This is a genomic window from Streptomyces luteolus (assembly GCF_029968015.1).
Lineage (GTDB): Bacteria > Actinomycetota > Actinomycetes > Streptomycetales > Streptomycetaceae > Streptomyces > Streptomyces luteolus.
In genome coordinates, this window is sequence record NZ_JASCIS010000012.1 from 130,824 (window position 1) to 152,688 (window position 21,865).

The window sequence follows — 21,865 nt, forward strand, 5'->3', positions numbered from 1 at the left end:
TCCGCCCCGTACACCAGGAATGGAGGGACGACCATGTCCGCGCCCACGCCGATACCCGTCGACCAGCTGCAGTTCGCGCTGCCGCCCGTGCACGAGTCCGTCGCGGACGAGCGGCGCCACCGCAAGGAACGGCTCGCGGGCGCCCTGCGACTCTTCGGCCGCTTCGGGTACGAGGACGGCGTTTCGGGTCATATCACCGCCCGGGACCCGGAGTTCACCGACTGCTACTGGGTTAACCCCTTCGGCATGCCCTTCAAGCACATCACCGTCAGCGACCTGATCCTGGTCGACGGCGCGGGTCAGGTGCTGGAGGGCCGCTATCACGTCAACCAGGCCGCCATCACCGTGCACGCCCAGGTGCACGAGGCCCGCCCGGAGGTCGTCTCCGTCGCCCACTGTCACTCCCTGCGCGGCCGCGCCCTGTCCGCGCTCGGCGAGCTCCTCGAACCCATCACGCAGGAGGCCTGCGCCTTCTACGAGGACCACGCCCTGTACGACGCCGCGACGCTCGCCGCCGTCGACGCGGACGAGGGCCGCCGTATCGCCGCCGCCCTCGGCGACCGCAAGGCGGCGGTGCTGCGCAACCACGGGCTGCTCACCGTCGGCGACTCCGTCGACGCGGCCGCCTGGTGGTTCATCTCCATGGAACGCTCCTGCCAGATCCAGCTGGAGGCCCGCGCCGCGGGCCGCCCGGTCCTCATCGGCCACAAGGACGCGGTCGCGCTGCGCGAGCAGTTGGGTACGGACCTGGTGGCGTGGATCAACTACCAGCCGCTGTGGCAGGACGTGAGCCGGGGGGAGCCGGATCTGCTGTCGTAGGGGCGCAGGTCGTAGGGGCCGCATGTCGTAGGGGGCGTTCGTGGTCGGGGCAGCGACGCGCAGGGCGTGACGGCGCGGTGTCCGGCGCGTGCCGCGGGAAGATCGAGTCAACCTGGCACCACGTCGCCCACCCCCTCTGACCTGACAATGCGCCCCCTGCGCTTGCTCAGTGCGACACAATTCCCCATCAAATCAAGGGCGTTGGCGGTCACGAGGATCGTTGGAGTGATGGGGAGCGCACGTGACAGTGCAAGTGACGGAAAAGGGGGCGCACGACGGCGGCTGCGCCTGCGGTGACTGCCCGCACGGGGCCCGCACCGGACATCGACGCGCCGTCGCCGAATTCCTCGCCCAGCGCGACAAGTTGGCCTCCGGCGACGGCCTGCCCGCCGCCCTCGCCCACTCCGCCGCGGCCTCCCGCCAGTGGGCCTCCGACGCCCTCACCCAGTCGGCCGCCGTCGTCGCCGAGCGCGGCCGCGCCGAGGGCAGGGCCTGGCTGCACCAGATGTGGCGCCGCACCCTGCTCGCCTTCGCCGCCGCCGGAACCCTGTTCCTGCTGGCCCAGGCCCTCACCGCGATCGGCTCCGGCTGGACCGCCGCCCGCACCGCCGGCGCCCTCGCCGCCGCGCTCACCGGAGGCGCCCTCCTCGCCGTCGGCCACGCGCAGCGGGCGCACGGCGGAGTGCTCGCGCCCCTCGTCGGCGAGGACAACCGGCTCTCCACCTCCCGCGCCGTCGCCGCCGCCTGGGTCCTCCTGACCGTCTTCGCCGTGCTCGTCCTCACCGCCCGCCTCGCCCTCTCCGCTCCCGGCCGGGAGCGCTCCGCCCTGCTCGACGGCCTCCAACTCGACGCGTGCGTCGGCCTGTTGACCGTCCTCGCCGTCGTCTGCGGCGCCGCCGTACTGGTCCGGCGCGTCGTCGTCGTACGCGTCCAGGCGCAGCGCCTTCAGAAACTGCCCGCCGACCGTCCCCGCGTCTCCGACCTGATCACCGACGACGCGGGCCGCGGCAGCTCCACCGACATCCAGTACGTCCTCGTCTCCGCCCTCGCCCTCGCCTTCGCCGCTGTCCGTCTCGCCGGCGACCCCTCCCGACTGCCCGATCTGCCGTGGGGAATCGCCGCGCTCATGCTGATCTCGACCGCCATCTATCTCGCGGGCAAGCTCGCCGAGGGCGGCCGGCCGGTGATCCTCTCCGTGGTCCGCGCCCGCGAGCCCGGCGACCTGGACGCCCCGGTCCGCACCGGCGACGACATCGAGATCCGCGGCACCGGATTCGTACCGCCCGGTGCCGGCGCCCCCGACCGACTCTCCCGGGTCGTCGTCCGCGTCGGAGCGGTGCACGTTCATGTCCCGCTGGTTCCGGTTCCGGGCGGCTTCACCAATCCCACCGACTCGGTACTCACCGTTCCGGTCCCGGTCGACATCCCGCCCGGCCGTGTGGAAGTGCAGGTCATCACAGCGGCGGGCGTGGAGAGCAACCGCTGCGCCGTCGAGGTGACCGACTGACGCCACCTTCCCGGAACGCTCCGTTCGGCTCCAGGTACTGGTGAACCCGCCCCTTCTGTCGTACGTATGGTCTGTTGGCCGATCAACGAGAGGCGGCGGACACCATGGCGCACGGCATTCCCACCGACCCCTACATCGCCCGAGCCGACGGCGGCAGCCTGAAGGCCACCCTCACCCGGCACGCTCTCCTTCCCCTGCGGATCTTCCTCGGCGTCACCTTCATCTACGCCGGACTCGACAAGCTCACCGACTCCACCTTCATGTCCGCGTCCGGCGCCGGATCCATCGCCGAGACCATGGAGGGCGTCCGCGACTCCTCGGCCGTCCCCGCCCTGGTGGACCTCTCCCTCAAGAGCCCTCTCGGCTTCGGCTACGCCATCGCCATCGGCGAACTCGCCGTCGGCCTCGGCACGTTGGCAGGCCTCCTGTCCCGCCTCGCCGCGCTCGGCGGCGCGATGATCTCGCTGAGCCTGTGGCTGACGGTGAGCTGGGCCGTCGAGCCCTACTACTACGGCAACGATCTCGCCTATCTGATGGCCTGGCTCCCGCTGCTGCTCGCGGGCGCCCCCACGTTCTCTCTGGACGCTCTGCTGCGGGAGCGGCGGCGCCGGATCCCGTAGGTCACCGCGGCCACGACCGCCGCGAGGAACAGCCCGCCGCACACCAGCGGGATCAGCAGGAACCACGGGACCTGCCACTCCCCGGTCGCGTCTCCCGCGTAGGCCACGCCCGCGGTGAGCAGGACGGCGCCCGCGACGAGCTTGCCCGGCTGGAACTCGTGCCGCAGCATGCGGGACTCCTTCGGGTGGGGGGTGCCTGCCGAGGGGGTGGTGGGTGTCTGGGAGGCGCCTGCCGCGGGGGTGGTGGCAGGGCGGTGGTCGCCCGTCTCGTGCTCAGGAGGTCTCACGTCTCACCTCCGCCTGTCCGACGCCCACTTCCAGTCTCAGATCCACCGTGCCCGCCTCGGGGGTGCCTTCGGGCGGTCTCAGCGTGGTGCGGCGGTCCTGGCCAGGGGCGATGTCCACGTCGTCGGATGCCTCGCCGGGCAAGCGGATGTCTCCGACGCCCACTTCGGCCCGAAGCCGTACGGTCACGTCCTTCGGCACGACCACCTCCACGCGCCCCGCCCCGACCTCGGCGGCCGTCTTCACGGTCTGGCCCTTGCGCAGGTCGAGCCCCGTGAGGTCGAGCGTGCCGACGCCCGAACCCACCTCGTACACCGGCCGCACCTGCGCCGTGCCGGTGGGGCGCCAGTCCGTGCGCGTCCACGTCGTACCGATGTTCTCCGGCAGGGCCGTCGCCACCGCGAGCAGGCCTGCCGTGAGCACCGCGAGGACGATCGAGCCCCCGCCCGTACGCCCCAGGAACGCGCTCACCGCGATGCCCAGGCCGAACACGGCGAGCGCGCAGGCCAGGCCCGCCTGCAGGCTGAGGCCGAGCGAGCCGGCGCCCCCGTGATCGCTCCAGGTGAGCCCGGTGCCGAGCGCTCCGGCGAGCAGGGCGAGCAGGAAGACCCAGCCGCCGATCCAGCGCGGCCCGCGCGGCTTCGGCTCGGGCACGGGCTTGGGGACCGTCGGGCGGTACGTGCGGTGGTACGGGCCTGGCGGCATGGCGAGCTGGGGGCCCTTGGTGCCGTCGATGAAGTCCACCGGGTACTCGATCGCGTGGTCGGCCGGGCCCCATGCGTACCCCGTCCCTCCTTCGTGCGTGCCGTCCTTCACTATCGGGTCCCGCCACCACGACCAGACTCCCGCGACCGGCGGGGCCTGGGCCTCCGGCGGGGCGTCGGCGACCGCCTGTGCCGTGACCGGGGCGGTGTGTGTGTCGCGGCGGGCCTGCGACCAGTACCCCGCGCCCGCGAGCAGCAGGGTGAGCACCGCCGCGAACGTGAGCACCCCGCCGTTGTTCAGCATGGACAGGAAGACGCCGCAGCCGATGAGCGCGCAGAGCAGGGCGGACAGGCCGGCACCGGAGACCCGGCCGGTGAGCAGCTTGCGGCCCTCGCTCTCCTCGTCCCCGTCGAGCGGGAGGAGCAGCCATGCGAAGCCGTAGAAGATCAGGCCGAGGCCGCCGGTGACGGCGAGCACGGCGAGGCCGATACGGAAGATCACCGGGTCCATGTCGCAGTGCCGGCCCAGGCCCGAGCAAACGCCGCCGAGCATGCGGTGCGACCGCTCGCGGCGCAGCCCCGGCGGGGCGCTCGGCTCGGCGGCGCTCGCCCCGGCCAGGTCCTGATCGTTCATGTGTCCATGGTGACGGGACGAGGCCGGCTTCGGCAGACGGGACGACCCTGGTCCGACCCTGATATCCGACCCCGAGATCGATGCGGGGCGCCAGGGGCGCGGACCCGGAGCGGCCCGGCGCGGACCGGGGGCGCGCGACCCGACGGCGCGCGACCCGACGGTGCGCGATCCGGCGGGGCGGCGGGAGGCCGGGCTGAGGTGGGGCGGGGCTCAGGGGGGGGCGGGGCTCAGGGGGGGGCGGGCCGGAGATCAGGGACGTCTCGGGGGCGGACCCTGATGTCTTCCGTCGCGCACCGTGTGACCATCGATGGCATGCCGACCGCCGCTCCCGCCACCGAGGATCCCCAGCCGCTGCGCAAGCTCTACCGCAGCGGCGAGGGCCGATGGCTCGGGGGAGTCGCGCGCGGGCTCGCGGGCCATCTCGGGCTGCCCGTGATCTGGGTGCGCCTCGTCTTCGTCGGCCTGTTCCTCGCAGACGGCCTGGGCGCGCTCCTGTACGCCGCGTTCTGGTTCTTCGTCCCGCTCGGCGTCGGTGGCGTTGGAGGTGTCGGAGGTGTCGGAGGTGTCGGGGGCGTCGGCGGGGCGGGCGCGGCCGGATCGGCCGAGCGGCAGCACGCCGTGACGACGGAGGTCGGTCCCGACGGCCGCCGCAAGCTCGTCGTACGCAAGGTCGACAAGGGCCAGTTGATCGCGCTGCTCGCCATGGTCGTCGTCGCCATGGTCTTCGTCAGCTCTGTCGACGTGAGCGGCCCCGGCAAGGTCTATCTCTGGCCGTTGCTCCTCATGGCCGCCGGTGTGGCCCTGGTCTGGCGGCAGGCGGACAACGCCCGCAGGGCCCGCTGGATGGAGGTCGGCCGCCGCAGACGCACGCTGAACCTGGCCCGCACCGCCGCCGGTGTCGTCCTCGTCGGCACCGGCGTCACCGGCATCTTCGTCCTCCAGGGCTCCCTCCAGAACCTCGGCGCCGTGCTGCAGGCGGCCCTCGCCGTCCTGGTGGGTATCGCCCTGCTCGCGGGCCCCTACCTCGTCCGTATGACACAGGACCTCTCCGAGGAACGCCTGATGCGCATCCGGGCCCAGGAGCGCGCCGAAGTCGCCGCCCACGTGCATGACTCGGTGCTGCACACCCTGACCCTGATCCAGCGCAACGCGGAGAGCCCCGGCGAGGTCCGCAGGCTGGCCCGCGCCCAGGAGCGCGACCTGCGCACCTGGCTGTACAAACCCAGCGGCAAGGACGACGAGGAAGAGCCGGAGAACCTCGCCGACGCGGTGCGCCGGGCGGCCGCCGAGGTGGAGGACAAGTACGGCGTCCCCATCGAGGTGGTCGTCGTCGGTGACTGCGAGCTGGACGAGAGGCTCTCCGCCCAACTCCAGGCCGCCCGGGAAGCGATGGTCAACGCCGCCAAGTACGGTGGCGAGGGCGGCGCCGTCCAGGTCTTCGCGGAGGTCGAGGGAGAGACGGTCTTCGTCTCGGTGCGTGACCGCGGCCCGGGATTCGACCTGGACGCGGTGCCCGCGGACCGCATGGGCGTACGGGAGTCGATCATCGGCCGCATGCAGCGCAACGGTGGTACGGCCCGGCTGCGTACGGTGCCCGGCGGGGGCACGGAAGTCGAGTTGGAGATGGAGAGGGCGACCACGGCATGAGTGACGCGACCGAACAGACCCAGGGTGAGCCCGAGCGTGAGCCCGGCGCGCGCCGGGTGAAGGTCGTCCTCGTCGACGACCACCGGATGTTCCGCGCGGGAGTCCAGGCGGAGATCGGCCGTACGGAGACCACGGGCGTCGAAGTCGTCGGCGAGGCGGCCGACGTGGAGCAGGCCGTCACCGTGATCACGGCCACCCGCCCCGAGGTCGTGCTGCTCGACGTCCATCTGCCGGGTGGCGGCGGCGTCGAGGTGCTGCGGCGCTGCGCCCCGCTCATGGCGGACCCCGAGAACCCGGTGCGTTTCCTCGCCCTGTCGGTCTCCGACGCCGCCGAGGACGTCATCGGCGTGATCCGCGGCGGCGCGCGCGGATACGTCACGAAGACGATCACCGGCACCGACCTGGTCGACTCCATCTTCCGTGTGCAGGAAGGCGATGCGGTGTTCTCGCCGCGCCTGGCCGGCTTCGTCCTGGACGCCTTCGCGTCCACGGACTCCCCGCCGGTCGACGAGGACCTGGACCGGCTCACCCAGCGCGAGCGCGAGGTGCTGCGCCTGATCGCCCGTGGGTACGCGTACAAGGAGATCGCCAAGCAGCTGTTCATCTCCGTGAAGACGGTCGAGTCCCATGTCTCGGCCGTGCTGCGGAAGTTGCAGCTGTCCAACCGGCACGAGCTGACGCGGTGGGCCACGGCGAGGCGGCTGGTCTGAGGGCTGTGGCCCGAGGCGATCAGTCGCCTCGGGGTGAGGACTTCCGAGACCGTCCCAGCCGCGACATAACCCACTGCCGGTGCCCGAACGCCTTGCGGACGCCCAGGAGTCCGGTCACCCAGATGATCAACCCGCCGCCCATGCCCAGGAGCACCTGGAACACCGCCTCCGAACCGGACGCGGTGGCGGCTGAGGCGTACGAACTCAGGATTCCGAGCCCGCACAGCAGGAACGACAGCAGCATCCAGGTCAGGCTGAGCCCGGGGGAGCGCAGCCGGTTGTCGGCCGCCGGGTCGGAGTCCAACGCCAGCCACGCGTCGGTGAGTTGACGTATGCGCCGCTGTCTTCGGAACCACAGGACCATGACGACCATGGCCGGAGCCATGATGGCGAGGCCCACCACCGCGACGAGCAGGGCGAACAGCAGGTCGAGCGGGAAGCCCCCGGAACTGGATGCCATCTGCACGGCTCCCGCGACCCCCGACCAGCCGCACAGCGCCGACAACGCCATGAGCCACAGCACGCCGAGCTGAGCCAGGCCGAGGCCGCGGCGGTGCAGGACCGTCAACGCACCGGCTCTGTCGGAGAGCAGGGAGCCACGGTCGGGCCACGTGCGCAGATGCGGTGGCGGAGGAGGCGGAGGAAGGGGAACGCGGGACATGCGGGCGAACGTACCGCACTGGTGTTCCCGCCCGCTCGGCCTGTGGATAACTCCGCCCGCGGGCCTGTGGACAGCTTCGAAGAACGTTGGCGGGGCCCCCTAGCATGGCTGACCATGAACACCTCCTCCGGCGCTCCCGCCAGGCCCCGCCCCCAGCTCGCCCTCGTCTGGCCGACCGAGGAGGAGGCTCAACTCCAGGTCGGAATCCACCGGTTGATAGGCGACGTGACCGCGGACGGCGGCGCCATCGGCTATCTCGCCCCGCCGCCCCGGGACGAGACGGACGCCTGGCTGGGCGCCGTGCTCGCCGATGTGCGGGCCGGCGACGCGGCGTTCGCGGTGGCCACGGTCGACGGCAGGGTCGCGGGCTGCGGCCTCTGGCAGCGGCGGGGCGCTGTGGCGACGTACCGACACAGCGGTGAGCTACGGCAGTTGATGACGCATCCGGCGGCACGCGGGCTCGGCCTCGGCCGGCGGCTGGTCTCCGGCCTGGCGGAACACGCGCGCGCGGCGGGTCTGGAGCTGCTGACGCTCGGCGTGCGCGGCAACAACCAGTCGGCCATCGAGCTGTACTCCCGCATCGGCTTCCGCGAGTGGGGCAGGCTCCCGGGCGGTATCGCGGTGGGCGAGGAGCGGTTCGACGACGTGAAGATGTGGCTGCCGCTGGGCGACCTCAGGCCCGCCGAGCGGTAACGGCGGATGCCCAGCCGAGCGGTAGCGGCGGATGCCCAGCCGAGCGGTAGCGGCGGGTGCGTGCGGATCGGCTCAGGACACCCGCGTAGCCCCCGAGAACGGCATCGAGTCCACCGGGGCGAGCCGCACCGGAGCGTTCGGGTTGGGAGCGTGGATCATCTGCCCGCCTCCCACATAGAGGCCGACGTGACTGATGCCCGAGTAGAAGAACACCAGGTCACCGGGGGCGAGTTCGGAGCGCGAGACGCGCTGCCCGGCGTTGATCTGCGTGTACGTCGTCCGCGGCAGGGAGACGCCCGCCGAGCGGTACGCGGCCTGGGTGAGGCCGGAGCAGTCGAAGGAGTTCGGCCCGGACGCACCCCACACGTAGGGGCTGCCGAGGGCGTCGTAGGCGTATGAAACAGCTTGTGCCGCCCGGGAGTTGGGGGCCTTGAGGGGGCCGCGGGGCAGGTCGCGGGAGGCGCGGGTGTCGCTGCTGCCGTGCAGGTCGTCGGTGAGCTGTTCGCGTTCGGCGGCGGTGAGCCGGTCGAGGAGGCGCTGGGCGGAGGCCAGCTTTCCGTTGATGTCCTTCTTGTGCTTGCGCAACTTCGCGCGGTGCTGGCCGAGTTCGTCGCTCCTGCGGTCGGCCTCGGCGCGCAGCCCGTCGAGTTCGCGCAGCTCGCCCTGGACGCGCCGCACGGCGGCTGCCTGTCGGCTGTCCGCGCGGTCGGCGAGCATCACGCGGTCCAGGTAGTTGTCCGGGTCGGAGGCGAGCGCGAGCTGCATGGACGGGGCGATCGCACCCGTGCGGTACTGCGCGGCGGCGGCCGAACCGAGCCCGGCACGCGTGGAGTTGAGGCGATCGGTCCTGCGGGCGGCCTCGTCCTGCAGCTCGTCGACACGGTCCTCGGCGGCCTTGGCTCGCTCCTTGACGCCGTTGTACTTCTCGGTGGCGATCTCCGCGTCGTGGTAGAGCTTGTCGACCTTGGCCTTGACCTGGGCCGGGGTGAGCCGGGGCTCCGCGTTCCCGGTCCCTTCGAGTGCCGCACCGGACGCGGCCGAGGCGAGTGCCAGGGTGGCGGCGGTGCGAGCCGTATGGCCACTGATCGAGCGGTGCCTGGGTTTTCGGTGTTTGCGCTGCGCGGTCACGGATCCACTTCTTCCTTACGCGTCCGGTCTTCCCGCGCGTCCGGCGGCGGCCCGCACAGGGGGAGCGGGCCACCGCCGGACTTCTCGGCGGGGGTGACCGGCATGCCGCCCTACGGGGCGGGGGCGGCGGTGGTGCGCCGGTCACCTGGCCAAGGACGCTAAACCTCAGCGTCACGGGTTGATGACGGATTGTGCGCAACTGGCCGCAGAGAGTGGAGCGTGACCGCAACTGACCGGGCGCACGCGCGCGTGGTGCCGGTTTTCGGAACCCCTGCGACCGTTGCGGCCGTCCGGCAGGACCTGCCTGCGGACTGCTGCTATGGCCCCGGTTAGGCTCCGCACCATGGACGTACTCATCAATGTGTTCGTCGCCCTGCACATCATCGGAATCGCCTCACTGCTCGGCGGCTTCCTGGCTCAGATGAAGGCGATGGGCGCGGGCACGGCACGCTTCACCCCCGCGATGCTGCACGGCGCGCTGACGATGCTGGTCACCGGCGTGGCCCTGGTCGGCCTCAACCAGGCCGACGACCACACCGTGAACAACATCAAGATCGGCGTGAAGCTGGCGCTGCTGATCGTGATCCTCGGCCTCGTGTACGTGAAGCGCGACGAGGAGAAGGTGGAGAAGGGGATGTTCGTCACGGTGGGCGCGCTCACCACCGTGAACATCTTCATCGCGACGCTCTGGACCTGAGAGGTCCTCCGGACCGGACGTGAGGGATCCTGACCGGACGTGAGGGATCCCGACCGGACGTGAGGAATTTTGACCGGACCTGAGAGGTCCGGACGGCATACGGCGAAGGGCCCGGACCAGCGACGGCGGTCCGGGCCCTTCTGCCGCCGGGAGCGGCCGGCGGCGACAGCGCTATGCGGGCCGCACCACGCTGTGGATCGGCATGTAGTAGATCGACTCCGTGCGCACGTTCGCCCCCGGCTTCGGCGCGTGGATCATCTTGCCGCCGCCGATGTAGATCCCGACGTGGCTGATGTCGTCGTAGAAGAACACCAGGTCACCGGGTTCGGCGTCGGCGGTCTTCACGGTCGTGCCGACCTTCACCTGGTCCCAGGTGGTGCGCGGCAACGAGATCCCCGCGGTCTTCCACGCGTCCTGCGTGAGCCCGGAGCAGTCGTACGAGTCGGGGCCGGTGGCGCCCCAGACGTACGGCTTGCCGATCTGCGCCTCCGCGAACGCGATCACCTTCTGCGCCTTGGCTGCGTACGAGCCGCCCGCGTCAGAGCCGGAGCCGGAATCAGACCCTGTGCCGGAATCGGACCCTGAGCCCGACCCCGAGCCCTGCTCCTCCTCCTTCTGGCGGGCCTCCTCCTCGGCCTTGCGCTTGCGCTCCTCCTCCGCCTGCTTGCGGGCGAGTTCCTCGGCCTTGCGCTTGGCCTCGGCCTCCTTCCTCCGCTCGATCGCGGCCAGCCGCGCCTTCTCCTCGGCGGTCAGCTTCGACAGGAGTTCGCGCGCCTCGGAGAGCTTGGCCTGCACGGCCCGCTTGCTCTCCTTCAGGTCGGCCTGCGAATCGGTCAGCGACTCCAGGCTCTTCTGCGCCTTGCCGCGCTCGGCGGTGGCCTCGCGCTGCAGCGACTCGTAGTCGTCGACAGCCCGCTGCTGGCGGTCGCTGAGGCGCGACATGAGCTGACGCTGGTCGAACATCGACTGCGGATCGTCGGCGAGCAGCAGATGCGCGGTCTCGGACATGCCGCCGTTGCGGTACTGGGCCGCGGCGAGCGAACCGAGCTCGCGGCGCGCTTCGTTGACCTTGTCGGTGCGCTCGGCGACCTGGTCGAGCAGCCCGTCGACCTCGCCTTGCTGCCGGTCGGTGCGCTCCTTGGCGGCGTTGTACTTCTGCGTGGCGACGCCGGCCTGCCGGTACAGGTCGTCGACCTTCTTCTGGACCTCTTCGAGCGAGGGTTTCGGCTCGGCCGGCGCGGCTCCCGCCGTCTGCGACAGCAGCGCGACGGAGGTGAGTGCGGCGGTGGTGATGCCGACGGCCTGGGATGTCCGTACGAGACCCGGCCTGGACCGCGGCTTGCGGTGCGACGCCAAAGGAGGCGCTCCTTCCGTTTGCCGCCTACCGGGTTAGCTGTCGGGTTCGGGCGGATGGTTCGGAAGGGCTGCCCTACGGTCTCGTACGTTGTGCTCTTGTACGGGACCGATTCACCCCAAAGATCAAGGTGGGTCCCCGGCTCCGGCTGCCCGCGGGGGAGCGCACCGGACTCGGCGCAGGCCGCGCGCTCCCGGCGTCTTCCGCCGGTGGGGGGACGTGCGGCCCGAAGGCAAAGTAGCCAACTCGTGTGTCAGCTGTGAAGGTTGGTGTTCGATATGCCCGATACATTTTCGTGACTTTCGCGCTGTGTGAGCACCTGAACACGGTGAGACGGAGCGTGCGCGGCATTCCGGGGAGCCGCTCGCGCATCCGCTTTCGGGCGGGCTCCGGGAACCGGGGTCGGGCTGTCAGTGGGGCCGCCTAGACTCGGTAGGCGATGAGCAGCCTCTTTGACGACAGCTTCCTGGCGGACCTGCAGCCCAAGGATCACGGGCCTCCGCCGCCGCCCGAGGAGTCCGCTCCGGAGGAGATTCCGGACGACCTCTTCGGCGGCCGCTTCGACGCGCCCCCGCCCAGGGACGCGTACTACCGCGACGGTGCCCCCCGCCCCGCGGTCGATCCGGCGACCCTGCTCGAGGGGCTGAACGACAACCAGCGCGCGGCCGTCGTCCACTCCGGCTCCCCGCTGCTCATCGTCGCGGGCGCGGGCTCCGGCAAGACCCGCGTCCTCACGCACCGCATCGCGCACCTCCTCGCGGAGCGGGACGCCCACCCGGGCCAGATCCTCGCGATCACGTTCACGAACAAGGCCGCGGGCGAGATGAAGGAGCGCGTCTCCGACCTGGTCGGCCCGCGCGCCAACGCGATGTGGGTGATGACCTTCCACAGCGCGTGCGTGCGGATACTGCGCCGCGAGTCGAAGCGCCTGGGCTTCACGTCCTCGTTCTCGATCTACGACGCCGCCGACTCCAAGCGCCTGATGGCGCTGTGCTGCCGGGACCTGGACCTCGACCCGAAGAAGTTCCCGCCGAAGTCCTTCAGCGCCAAGGTCTCCAACCTCAAGAACGAGCTCATCGACGAGGAGACCTTTGCCGGGCAGGCGGCTGGGGGCACCTCCCAGACGGAGTCCGGGGGAGGCTTCGAGAAGACCCTCGCGCAGGCGTACACGATGTACCAGCAGCGCCTCCGCGAGGCCAACGCCCTGGACTTCGACGACCTGATCATGACGACGGTCCACCTGCTCCAGGCCTTCCCGGACGTCGCCGAGCACTACCGCCGCCGCTTCCGCCACGTCATGGTCGACGAGTACCAGGACACCAACCACGCCCAGTACGCCCTGGTCCGCGAGCTGGTGGGGAACGGCGAGCCGGTGGCCGACGGCGCCCCCGCCATCGAGCCCGCCGAGCTGTGCGTGGTGGGTGACGCGGACCAGTCGATCTACGCCTTCCGCGGCGCGACCATCCGCAACATCCTCCAGTTCGAGGAGGACTACCCGAACGCGACGACGATCCTCCTTGAGCAGAACTACCGCTCCACGCAGACGATCCTGAGCGCCGCCAACGCCGTCATCGAGCGCAACGAGAGCCGTCGCCCCAAGAACCTCTGGACCAACGCCGGTGAAGGCGCCCGCATCACCGGATACGTCGCGGACACCGAGCACGACGAGGCACAGTTCGTCGCCGAGGAGATCGACCGCCTCACGGACGCGGGCGACGCGAAGGCCGGAGACGTCGCGGTCTTCTACCGTACGAACGCGCAGTCCCGCGTCTTTGAAGAGATCTTCATCCGCGTCGGCCTGCCCTACAAGGTCGTCGGCGGCGTCCGCTTCTACGAGCGCAAGGAGGTCAGGGACGTCCTGGCCTACCTCCGCGTCCTCGCCAACCCGGAGGATTCGGTTCCGCTGCGCCGCATCCTCAACGTCCCCAAGCGCGGCATCGGCGATCGCGCCGAGGCGATGATCGACGCGCTGTCGCTGCGCGAGAAGATCAGCTTCCCGCAGGCGCTGAAGCGCGTGGACGAGGCCTACGGAATGGCGGCTCGCTCCGCCAACGCCGTCCGGCGCTTCAACACGCTGATGGAGGAGCTCCGCACGATCGTGGAATCCGGCGCCGGTCCGGCCACCGTCCTGGAGGCCGTCCTCGAACGCACCGGATATCTCGCGGAGTTGCAGTCCTCGACCGACCCGCAGGACGAGACCCGCATCGAGAACCTCCAGGAACTCGCCGCCGTGGCCCTGGAGTTCGAGCAGGAGCGGGAGGAGGGAGAGCAGGGCACCCTCGCGGACTTCCTGGAGAAGGTCGCCCTGGTCGCCGACTCCGACCAGATCCCGGACGAGGACGACGGCTCCGGCGTCATCACGCTGATGACGCTGCACACCGCGAAGGGCCTCGAGTTCCCGGTGGTCTTCCTGACCGGCATGGAGGACGGCGTCTTCCCGCACATGCGGTCGCTCGGCCAGGCCAAGGAGCTGGAGGAGGAGCGCCGCCTCGCGTACGTGGGCATCACGCGCGCCCGCGAACGCCTCTATCTGACGCGGTCCACGATGCGCTCGGCCTGGGGCCAGCCCTCGTACAACCCGCCGTCCCGCTTCCTCGAGGAGATCCCCGACCAGCACCTGGACTGGAAGCGCACCGGCCCCGCCGCGCCGCCGCCCTCGCGCGGCCCGGCCGGATCAGTCGTCTCGTCGCTCTCGTCCTCCCGTTCCCGCGGCGGACCTTCGGGCTTCGCGACGCGGCGCACCGGCGGGGACAAGCCGGTCGTCTCGCTGTCGGTGGGGGACCGGGTCACGCACGACCAGTTCGGCCTCGGCACGGTCGTCGGTGTGGAGGGCGCTGGGGACAAGGCCCGCGCGACGATCGACTTCGGCGACCCGAAGCCGAAGGTGCTGCTGCTGAGATACGCGCCCGTCGAGAAGCTCTGACGGTTCGGTTCGGTTCGGTTCGGCTCGGTTCGGTTCGGCTCGGTTCCGTTCGGCTCGGTTCCGTTCCGTTCGGCCGGGATCAGGTCGGGTCGAGGCCGTGGCCGCGCAGCCACGGCAGCGGGTCGATCGCCGAGCCGCCACCGGGGCGCACCTCGAAGTGCAGGTGCGGGCCGGTGGAGTTACCGGAGTTGCCGGAGTACGCGATGGTGTCACCGGCCTTCACGGAACCGCTGCGGATCTTCGTGCTGGAGAGGTGGCAGTACCAGAGCTCCGTGCCGTCGGCGGTCGTCACAATCGCCATGTTCCCGTACGCGGGATTCCACTGCGTCCGCACGGTGCCGTCCGCCGCGGCCAGCACGGGAGTGCCGTACGAGACCGGGAAGTCGATGCCCGAGTGGGTGGACATCCAGTTGATGCCGGACTGTCCGTAGTACGCGCTCAGCCCGTGCTGCTTCACCGGCAGCGCGAACTTCGGCCGCATCGCCTCCTTGCGCGCGGCCTCGGCGGCCTTCCGCTTGCGCTCGGCCTCCTGCCGCTCCTTGAGGTCGATGCGTTCCTGCGTCCGGCTGGCCCGGTCGGCGAAGTCGTCGGCGTCCGCGGAGAGATTGGCGAGCTGGGTGTCCAGCTTGCTGTTGGCCGTGGACGGTTTGACCGTGCTGGGGTCGGGCGCGGCCTGGGTCTGTGTGTCGGCCTGCTCGTCGCTCATGCCGCCGGCCACGGACGCGGCGGCGACGCCCGCGACACCGAGCGCGCACACCGACGGCACGGCGACCGTCAGCAGAGCGGAACGTTTGGCGGGGGCGCGGCGGCGACTCCGGCTGCGGGGCGTGGGGCCGACCGGCGTGACCTGGGCGACGAACGGTGCGTCGGCGGCGTCGGCCGCGTCCGCCGCGTCGACCTGGCCCGGCAGGGACACACCGTCACCGGGCTCCGCGGGCCTGCTGAACTCGATCGGGCTGAACTCGCCCTCGGCGCCGGGCTGTTCGGCCGCGCCGTGCTCGCCCGGAACGGACTGCTCGATGTGCGCTGCGTGATCGGCGTGCTCGACGTGCTCGACGTGTTCGAACATCGAGGTGTCGAAGGCCTGGGTCTCGAAGCTCTGGGGCTCGAAGGTCTGGGTCTCGAACGCCTGGGGTTCGAAAGCCTGCGTCTCGAATCCCTGACCGGCGAAGGCCTGGGCGTCGAAGGCTTGCGTGTCGAAGGCCTGGGGTTCGAGGTGCTGACCTTCGAGGCTCTGCGGGTCGAGGCCGTGCGTCTCGAAGGCGAGCGGGTCGAAGACGGGGGCGGCCTGGGTCTCGAATCCTGTGCTACCCGCGTCGAACGTTCCGTAGGCGTCATAGCCGTCGGCTGACGTGGCGGGAGCGGAAGGCACGGAGGGCACGGCTCCGTCGACGTTCCACGCGGTGGCGTCGTACGCGCCCGTCTCCAGGAACGACTGACCGTGCTCCAGGCCTGTGGGCTGCTCGGTCGGCTGCCCGAAGTTCGGGGTCTGCCACTGGCCGGTGGCGTCCCACTGCTCGGCGGCATGCGGGCCGGGCTGCGCGGGGATGTCGGCGAGCTGCTGGTACCCGCCCGTCGCCCACATGGCGGTCGTGTCGTAGCCACCGGTCGCGTAACTGCCCGCGTCCTGCGGGGTGTTGGCGTACGGGTCGTAGGACGCCTGGACACCCGTCGCCCACTGGCCGTTGTCCCACTGACCGCTCTGTCCGGCGTCGTACGCGCCGGTCTCACCCGGCATCGCGCCGAACAGCGGGTCGGCGTCGAAAGAGGTGGTGTCGAAGGCACCGGTGGTGTAGCCGTCGTAACCGGCGGCATAGCCGTGCTGGTCGTTCACCAACTTCTCTTTCGCCTCGACAGCAGGGGGCAGAGCAGTGCGGTGACTGTACCCGGCGGTATGCGACGGCGACAATCTTCGGGGGGTTTCACGCCTTCAGGAAACGGGCAATCGGCCGCCTTTCGGCGGACTGTGGGCGGAGCTTTGGCGCTGCGTTCGAGAGTCGTTCGACTGTCGGATGCCCAGGTGTCGTTCCGGAGGCGGGCGGCAGGACCGGTCGGGGGCCGCCGGTGCTGGGATCAGGCCACGACCGCGGCTGGGCCCGTGGCCGACGTGATGGCCTCCTCCGCGTCGATGGCCTGCCGGATGGCGGCGGCGACCGCCGGATGAACCGGCAGGGCGAGATGCCCGATTCCGGTCACCTGAATGTTGTGCGCAAGGAGATCGGGATGGTCGACGCAGGCCGTCTCCGGTGGGGACATCACCGTGTCGAGATCGCTCCAGAAGCAGACGAACCGGGTCCTGGAGTGAGGAGCGGGCTCCCTCAGCTCCTCGATCACATCGGAGCCCGGCCGCATTTGGCGGACGATCGGGTGCGCGCTCATCAACGGCACGACGCGGGTGCCGCCGTGCGGCGAGCCGAGCGTGACCAACGTACGCACCCGGATGTCACCGCCGAGCCGCTGTACGTAGTAGCGGGCTATGAGTCCGCCGAGGCTGTGCCCGACGATGTCCACGACGGGCTGCCCGGTGCGCGCGCAGATCTCCTCCACATGCCGGCCGAGGCGTTCCGCCGCACCGCGGATGTCACACGTCAGCGGTGAGTAGTTGAGCGACGTGAGGTGCTGTCGGCCCTCCTTGGCCAGGGCCCGGCGCAGCAGCACGAAGACGGAACGGTTGTCGATGAAGCCGTGCAGCAACACCACGGGCCGCTCGGCCGTGGCGCTCGGCAGCCGGACGGGCTGCATCCGCTCTCGCGGTGCCGGTGCCGGTGCCGGTGCCTGTGCCGGGGACGGCTGCTCCTGCCGGATGCCCGAGGGGTAGAGGAAGAGATGCCCGGCCAGGATGGCGAGCTCCAGCGCCGATGCCTTCAACAGTGCGGTGGATAACCGCAGATGCTGCCCGGTCGGAAACAGTCCGGGGCGGCGCAGGCAGGACTCGAGTGTCGACATCAGTACGGGTAGTACCTTCACGGCCGACCTCCCGAACCGCACGCGGGAGTCGGCTCCGTGCCCCCGTGTGCCCGCTGTGGTTGCCGTTTCGGATGCTACGGAATCGCGTCCCGGCGACTCCGGCGGCGACCGCTTCTTTGTCAGCTCCGGTTCTTACGCGGCTCCGGCCCGAAGCGAGCCGCCGCCGACGCCTCGCTGACATCCGGCCGACGCACCGCACCACCGTGCCGTGCGGCTGACGGCGCGGTGATGCAGCGTTCTCCTGACGGCTCCCCATGTGCGCGACCCGCGGCGCGGCGGCCCTGCAGCCGCCCCGTGGGCACGCCCGGCGAACGTGTCTCACCATGTGATTTCCCCCTCCCTCCACACCACGAAACTGCCGCGTACGGGATCCTGGAGATAACGTTCGTTCACATCGTTCCTCTACTGGTTCACCTTTCGCGAGACGTCTCGGGGCTGGTGGCTGACTCCTGAGGGGCTACTCGGTACATGGAGGCAGTGATGGGTGTGGCAGCCGGTCCGATCCGCGTGGTGGTCGCCAAGCCGGGGCTCGACGGGCACGATCGCGGGGCCAAGGTGATCGCGCGGGCGCTGCGCGACGCCGGTATGGAGGTCATCTACACCGGTCTGCACCAGACGCCGGAGCAGATCGTGGACACCGCCATCCAGGAGGACGCCGACGCGATCGGCCTGTCGATCCTCTCGGGCGCCCACAACACCCTCTTCGCGAAGGTGATCCAGCTCCTGAAGGAGCGCGACGCGGAGGACATCAAGGTCTTCGGCGGCGGCATCATCCCGGAGGGCGACATCGCTCCCCTCAAGGAGCTGGGCGTCGCGGAGATCTTCACACCGGGTGCGACGACGGCATCGATCGTGGACTGGGTCCGGGCTAACGTCACGCAGACTGCTGGGGCTTGAGGCGGGGTTTTAGGCGGGGCTTGAGGCGGGGTTTGAGGCCGGCTTGACGCGAGGCCTTGAGCGGGCCGACGAGTGCTTGGCGCGGCGGTCCGGGCACAGGTGTCGCTGCCTGCGTGCCTGCGTGCCTGCCCCGCCCCGCGTGCCTGGTTGCCTGCGTGCCTGCCCCCGCCCCGCGTGCCTGGTTGCCTGCGTGCCTGCCCCCGTCCCGCGTGCCTGGTTGCCTGCGTGTCTGCCCCCGTCCCGCGTTCCCGGCGTCAGGTGCGGGCTCAGGTGCGGCCTCAGGGTCTTGTGTCCGCTGCCGCCCCCGGTGGGGTCATTTCCGCGATCATCGCCGCGCGCAGTCTCAGCGTGCCGACGAGCCGCTGGAACGCCTCCGCCCAGTAGCCCACCGCTCCCGGCGCACCGTCCTCCGGCTCGTCGGATATCGCGGTGAGGGACTCCAGGCGGCTGGTCTCGGCGGGGTCGAGGCAGCGCTCGGCGAGCCCCATCACTCCGCTGAAGCTCCAGGGGTAACTGCCCGCGTCCCGGGCGATGTTGAGGGCGTCGACGACGGCTCGGCCCAGGGTGCCCGACCAGGGCAGGTTGCACACGCCGAGCAGTTGGAACGCCTCCGACAGGCCGTGGGCGTCGATGAACCCGGCGACCCACTCGGCCCGCTCGGCGGCCGGGAGCACGGCCAGAAGTTTGGCCCGCTCGGCGAGTGACACCGCGCCGGGGCCGCCCGCTTCCGGCGCGGACGGGACGCCGAGCAGCGCCCGCGCCCAGACGGCGTCCCGTTGGCGTACGGCCGCACGGCACCACGCGGCGTGCAGTTCGGGGCGCCAGTCGTCCCGCACGGGAAGGGCGGTGATCTCTTCGGGGCTGCGTCCGCCCAGGCGCGACGGCCAGGTGGCGAGGGGCGTCGCCTCCACCAACTGCCCCAGCCACCAGGCGCGTTGACCTCGACCGGACGGCGCCTGGGACACGACTCCGTCGCGTTCCATCGCTGCGTCGCAGGCGTGCGGCGCCTCGACCGTGATGCCGCTGCGCGTCTCGTCCATGGCCACGCAGGGTGACGCACGGTCCGCCATTCGTGCCGCGAGCGCCGAATTCGGCAGCGCCGACAGCAGCTCGGCGGCGGTGGCCCGGACATTCCGGCTGCGGTCGGACAGGGCGCGCTCCAGGAACGACTCGTCGCCGTCGGACAGCCCGGCGCGCAGCGAGTCGAGGAACATCAGGCGGTCCTCGGCCCGCTCGGTGGACCAGGTGCCGGCGAGCAGCTCGCGGGCAGCCTCGGGGGCATCGGCGCGCACGGCGGCGAGCAACGCGACCCGTTCCGCGAACAGGCCTTCCTCCCAGAGTCGTTGGACCCCCTCGATGTCCCTGGCACGCGGCAGCGCGTTGCCTCCCGGCGACGTACGCAGGGCGAACTTCCAGTCGGGGTTGAGGTGGGCCAGCCACAGCGCCCGCGGACCGGCGAAGCGCAGGGCCTGCGGCCGCAGGTCGGTCCGGCCTCGGGCCGCGTCGAGCAGGGCGGGCAGCAACTCGGCGGGCGCGGCGTACCCGTGGTCGTTGGCCGCCGCCAGCCATTGCGGCAGCAGCTCCGTCAGGTCGGGGGCTGTGCTGCGGCGGCCGCTCCCGGAGCCCGGCCGGTCGGCCAGGAGCAGCGCGAGGCGGCGCCGAGCGGCTGCCGGCAGGGGTGGCCTCTCATCGGGTGCCGCCCGCTCGGGCAGCCCGGCGGCGTCCGCAGGCCGCAGCCCGGCCCGACGGCGCACCGTTTCCACGGCCGCCGCGTCGAGCAGCGCGGCGGACAGGTCCTTCCCGGGCGGTACGGCCACGGGTGGCCTGCGCCGATCGGTGCCGAGCAGGGCGGAGGTGACGAGTTCTTCCCAGGTGGCGACGGGGCAGGGCTGGGCGATGGCTGTTGTGCCGGGGGAGGGCTGGGCACTCGCTGTTGTGCCGGGGTGGGGCCCGGTGGTGATCGGTCCGGTCGCGTTCATGCGGTTCTCCAGAGCGTCGAGTCTGCGGAGGGTGGGGAGGCGTCGAGAGGCGATGAGAGGCGATGAGAGACGACGCCCGAAGGTGCACGTGCACGGGTGGCCGCGGGGCGGCCGACGCAGTGCGGTGCAGTGCGGCGCAGCGCAGTGCAGCCTCAGCTCAGCGATATCGCCTCGGCGCCGGGCTCCGCGGGCCAGGCCGTGAGAGGGGTGAAGCCGCCGTGCCCGCACTCGCCGAACACGGTCACCGGCGCCCCGCCCGAGATCGCGACGAGCTTCCACAGGCCCGGACGGGAAACGGCCTTGTCCGCCACAGGAAGAGCGAACTTGCCGTCCGCATCGGCAAGTTGCCACCCGCCTCCGCCTCCGCCTCCGCGTCCTCCCCCGCCCTCTTCCTGGACGGGTACGACGCCCCCCAGGGTGACCGGCCACGACTCCAGCCACGGATCGTCACGCAACGCGATGCCGTACGCCGCCGTCGCATCGGCGACGTCCAGGGTCGTGGGGCGAAGCGGTCGCGGCTCCGGAACGGCGAACCGTTCGCCGAGCGCCGCTCGCAGCTGGCCGGCCCCCGGATAGGAGGACAACTCCGCGTCCAGTACGAGACCTACCGGAAGGGCGAGCTCCGGTGCCCGCCCGGCAGCCCCGAAGGACAGCAGCAGTGCTGTGCGCCCCGACTCTTCTCCGTACAACCAGATGCGCCGTGTGGTCAGCTTGCCCTCGGCCGAGTCGTACTGGGCCAGGACCAGCCACTGATCCCGCACCGGCGGGCCCCCGGCCGAGACGGGCAGGCCGAGCCTGGTGCGCACGGTGGCGGCCAGCGGCCCGGGCAGCTGCTCGCGTCGCAGCCAAGCCTGGTCGAGCAGGTGAAGCAGGGCGCACTCCTCGAGCAACCGCACCGGCCATCCCGCGCCCGAGCCCGGAATCGATCCCAATTCCTGTACGCGCGAGGCGAGTCCGGGTACCTGCGCGTCCACCATGCGGCGGGCCGTCTCTTCCCACATCTCGTACCCCGCCGACTCCGCGCCGGCGAGGCCGCCGCGCAGGAGATCGGTCAGGCGCTGCTCCAGCTCGGTCGCCCCCGCCGTCGCCCTCTCGGCCCGTCGCTCGGCTCTGCGGCGCGCCCCCTCCGCCTCACCACCCTTGCCTGCGGACGGAGCCGGCTCGTCCTGCTCGGCCGCTCGCTCGCGGCGGTCGGCCAGCCATTGCTCCGCCCACTCCGGCGGCCGGGCTTCCGGAACCGTGCCGTCCGCACCGTCCGGTCCCGCCCAGAGCAGCAGCAGGCCGAGCGCGTGCTTGCACGGAAACTTCCTGCTCGGGCAACTGCACTTGTACGCAGGGCCCGTGGTGTCCACGACCGTTTGGTACGGCTTGCTGCCGCTTCCCTTGCACAGCCCCCATACCGCCCCCGCACTCGAACTCCCCGCCTCGGACCACGGCCCGGCCGCGCCGAGCTTGCTTCCCGCCTTGCGTGACGCGGCGTCAGGAGCCAGTGCGAGCACCTGATCAGCCGTCCAGCGCACCCCCTGCTGATTCATGTCCTCGACGTTAGAGGCCGCCACTGACAATCGGCTCTGACCTGCGACGACGGTCGATTGTCAGTGGCGTGGTGCACGGTGGGGACCACAACCGGCGATCAGCTC

General features: G+C 71.3%; 18 protein-coding genes and 1 riboswitch. Of the genes, 9 read left to right on the plus strand and 9 right to left on the minus strand.

Going from position 1 to position 21,865, the window contains the following annotated elements; genetic code table 11:
- The first annotated feature begins 33 nt into the window (after window positions 1-33).
- From QIT00_RS14420 to QIT00_RS14430, 3 genes are all read left to right on the plus strand, one after another.
- Window positions 34-819, plus strand: a complete 786-nt coding sequence (locus QIT00_RS14420; RefSeq protein WP_282535624.1) for a class II aldolase/adducin family protein — start codon at window positions 34-36, stop codon at window positions 817-819.
- Between the two features lie 241 nt (window positions 820-1,060).
- Entirely contained in the window at window positions 1,061-2,326 is a 1,266-nt protein-coding gene (locus QIT00_RS14425; protein ID WP_282535625.1) for a hypothetical protein, read from the plus strand.
- A 104-nt stretch (window positions 2,327-2,430) separates the two neighbouring features.
- Window positions 2,431-2,946: a DoxX family protein gene (locus tag QIT00_RS14430; protein WP_282535687.1), complete on the plus strand. Its 516-nt coding sequence runs from the start codon at window positions 2,431-2,433 to the stop codon at window positions 2,944-2,946.
- Here the strand turns inward: QIT00_RS14430 and QIT00_RS14435 are convergent.
- Together QIT00_RS14435 and QIT00_RS14440 are read right to left on the minus strand one after the other, a co-directional pair.
- The gene (locus QIT00_RS14435; protein WP_349017178.1) at window positions 2,853-3,233 is read right to left on the minus strand and encodes a hypothetical protein; all 381 of its coding nucleotides are present in this window, start codon (window positions 3,231-3,233) and stop codon (window positions 2,853-2,855) included. The genes QIT00_RS14430 and QIT00_RS14435 overlap by 94 nt on opposite strands.
- A complete protein-coding gene (locus QIT00_RS14440; RefSeq protein WP_282535626.1) occupies window positions 3,220-4,569 on the minus strand; it encodes a PspC domain-containing protein in 1,350 nt (449 codons plus the stop codon). The genes QIT00_RS14435 and QIT00_RS14440 overlap by 14 nt, the downstream gene beginning before the upstream one ends.
- Window positions 4,570-4,845: 276 nt before the next feature.
- Between QIT00_RS14440 and QIT00_RS14445 the strand changes: the two genes are divergently transcribed.
- Window positions 4,846-6,216 carry an ATP-binding protein gene (locus QIT00_RS14445; RefSeq protein ID WP_282535627.1) on the plus strand — a complete coding sequence of 457 codons (1,371 nt, stop codon included), beginning with the start codon at window positions 4,846-4,848 and terminating at the stop codon, window positions 6,214-6,216.
- A complete protein-coding gene (locus QIT00_RS14450) occupies window positions 6,213-6,926 on the plus strand; it encodes a LuxR C-terminal-related transcriptional regulator (RefSeq protein WP_282535628.1) in 714 nt (237 codons plus the stop codon). Before QIT00_RS14445 ends, QIT00_RS14450 begins: the two co-directional genes overlap by 4 nt.
- A gap of 19 nt (window positions 6,927-6,945) precedes the next feature.
- Here the strand turns inward: QIT00_RS14450 and QIT00_RS14455 are convergent, their stop codons facing one another.
- Window positions 6,946-7,587, minus strand: a complete 642-nt coding sequence (locus tag QIT00_RS14455) for a hypothetical protein (protein WP_282535629.1) — start codon at window positions 7,585-7,587, stop codon at window positions 6,946-6,948.
- A gap of 114 nt (window positions 7,588-7,701) precedes the next feature.
- Between QIT00_RS14455 and QIT00_RS14460 the strand changes: the two genes are divergently transcribed.
- Window positions 7,702-8,280 carry a GNAT family N-acetyltransferase gene (locus QIT00_RS14460; protein WP_282535630.1) on the plus strand — a complete coding sequence of 193 codons (579 nt, stop codon included), beginning with the start codon at window positions 7,702-7,704 and terminating at the stop codon, window positions 8,278-8,280.
- 72 nt (window positions 8,281-8,352) lie between these two features.
- Here the strand turns inward: QIT00_RS14460 and QIT00_RS14465 are convergent, their stop codons facing one another.
- Window positions 8,353-9,408 (minus strand): C40 family peptidase, encoded by a 1,056-nt coding sequence (locus tag QIT00_RS14465; protein WP_282535631.1) that lies wholly within the window; start codon window positions 9,406-9,408, stop codon window positions 8,353-8,355.
- Window positions 9,409-9,751: 343 nt separating this feature from the next.
- Between QIT00_RS14465 and QIT00_RS14470 the strand changes: the two genes are divergently transcribed.
- Window positions 9,752-10,105, plus strand: coding sequence for a hypothetical protein (locus QIT00_RS14470; protein ID WP_282535632.1), 354 nt, complete (start codon window positions 9,752-9,754; stop codon window positions 10,103-10,105).
- Window positions 10,106-10,276: 171 nt separating this feature from the next.
- Here QIT00_RS14470 and QIT00_RS14475 read toward each other — a convergent pair whose 3' ends face one another.
- Window positions 10,277-11,461 (minus strand): C40 family peptidase, encoded by a 1,185-nt coding sequence (locus QIT00_RS14475; RefSeq protein WP_282535633.1) that lies wholly within the window; start codon window positions 11,459-11,461, stop codon window positions 10,277-10,279.
- Between the two features lie 7 nt (window positions 11,462-11,468).
- Window positions 11,469-11,648, minus strand: a riboswitch (cyclic di-AMP (ydaO/yuaA leader).
- Between the two features lie 250 nt (window positions 11,649-11,898).
- Here QIT00_RS14475 and pcrA point away from each other — a divergent pair.
- Window positions 11,899-14,382: a DNA helicase PcrA gene (gene pcrA / locus QIT00_RS14480; RefSeq protein WP_282535634.1), complete on the plus strand. Its 2,484-nt coding sequence runs from the start codon at window positions 11,899-11,901 to the stop codon at window positions 14,380-14,382.
- 79 nt (window positions 14,383-14,461) lie between these two features.
- Here the strand turns inward: pcrA and QIT00_RS14485 are convergent, their stop codons facing one another.
- Together QIT00_RS14485 and QIT00_RS14490 are read right to left on the minus strand one after the other, a co-directional pair.
- Window positions 14,462-16,216, minus strand: a complete 1,755-nt coding sequence (locus tag QIT00_RS14485) for a peptidoglycan DD-metalloendopeptidase family protein (RefSeq protein ID WP_282535635.1) — start codon at window positions 16,214-16,216, stop codon at window positions 14,462-14,464.
- 239 nt (window positions 16,217-16,455) lie between these two features.
- Window positions 16,456-17,349 (minus strand): esterase/lipase family protein, encoded by an 894-nt coding sequence (locus QIT00_RS14490; RefSeq protein ID WP_408909769.1) that lies wholly within the window; start codon window positions 17,347-17,349, stop codon window positions 16,456-16,458.
- Between the two features lie 480 nt (window positions 17,350-17,829).
- Between QIT00_RS14490 and QIT00_RS14495 the strand changes: the two genes are divergently transcribed.
- Window positions 17,830-18,246 (plus strand): cobalamin B12-binding domain-containing protein, encoded by a 417-nt coding sequence (locus QIT00_RS14495; RefSeq protein WP_282535637.1) that lies wholly within the window; start codon window positions 17,830-17,832, stop codon window positions 18,244-18,246.
- Between the two features lie 278 nt (window positions 18,247-18,524).
- Here the strand turns inward: QIT00_RS14495 and QIT00_RS14500 are convergent, their stop codons facing one another.
- Both QIT00_RS14500 and QIT00_RS14505 read right to left on the minus strand, forming a co-directional pair.
- Complete coding sequence (locus QIT00_RS14500) at window positions 18,525-20,225, minus strand: DUF5691 domain-containing protein (RefSeq protein WP_282535638.1); 1,701 nt, start codon at window positions 20,223-20,225, stop codon at window positions 18,525-18,527.
- A gap of 152 nt (window positions 20,226-20,377) precedes the next feature.
- Window positions 20,378-21,760 (minus strand): SWIM zinc finger family protein, encoded by a 1,383-nt coding sequence (locus QIT00_RS14505; RefSeq protein ID WP_282535639.1) that lies wholly within the window; start codon window positions 21,758-21,760, stop codon window positions 20,378-20,380.
- Between the last annotated feature and the right edge of the window lie 105 nt (window positions 21,761-21,865).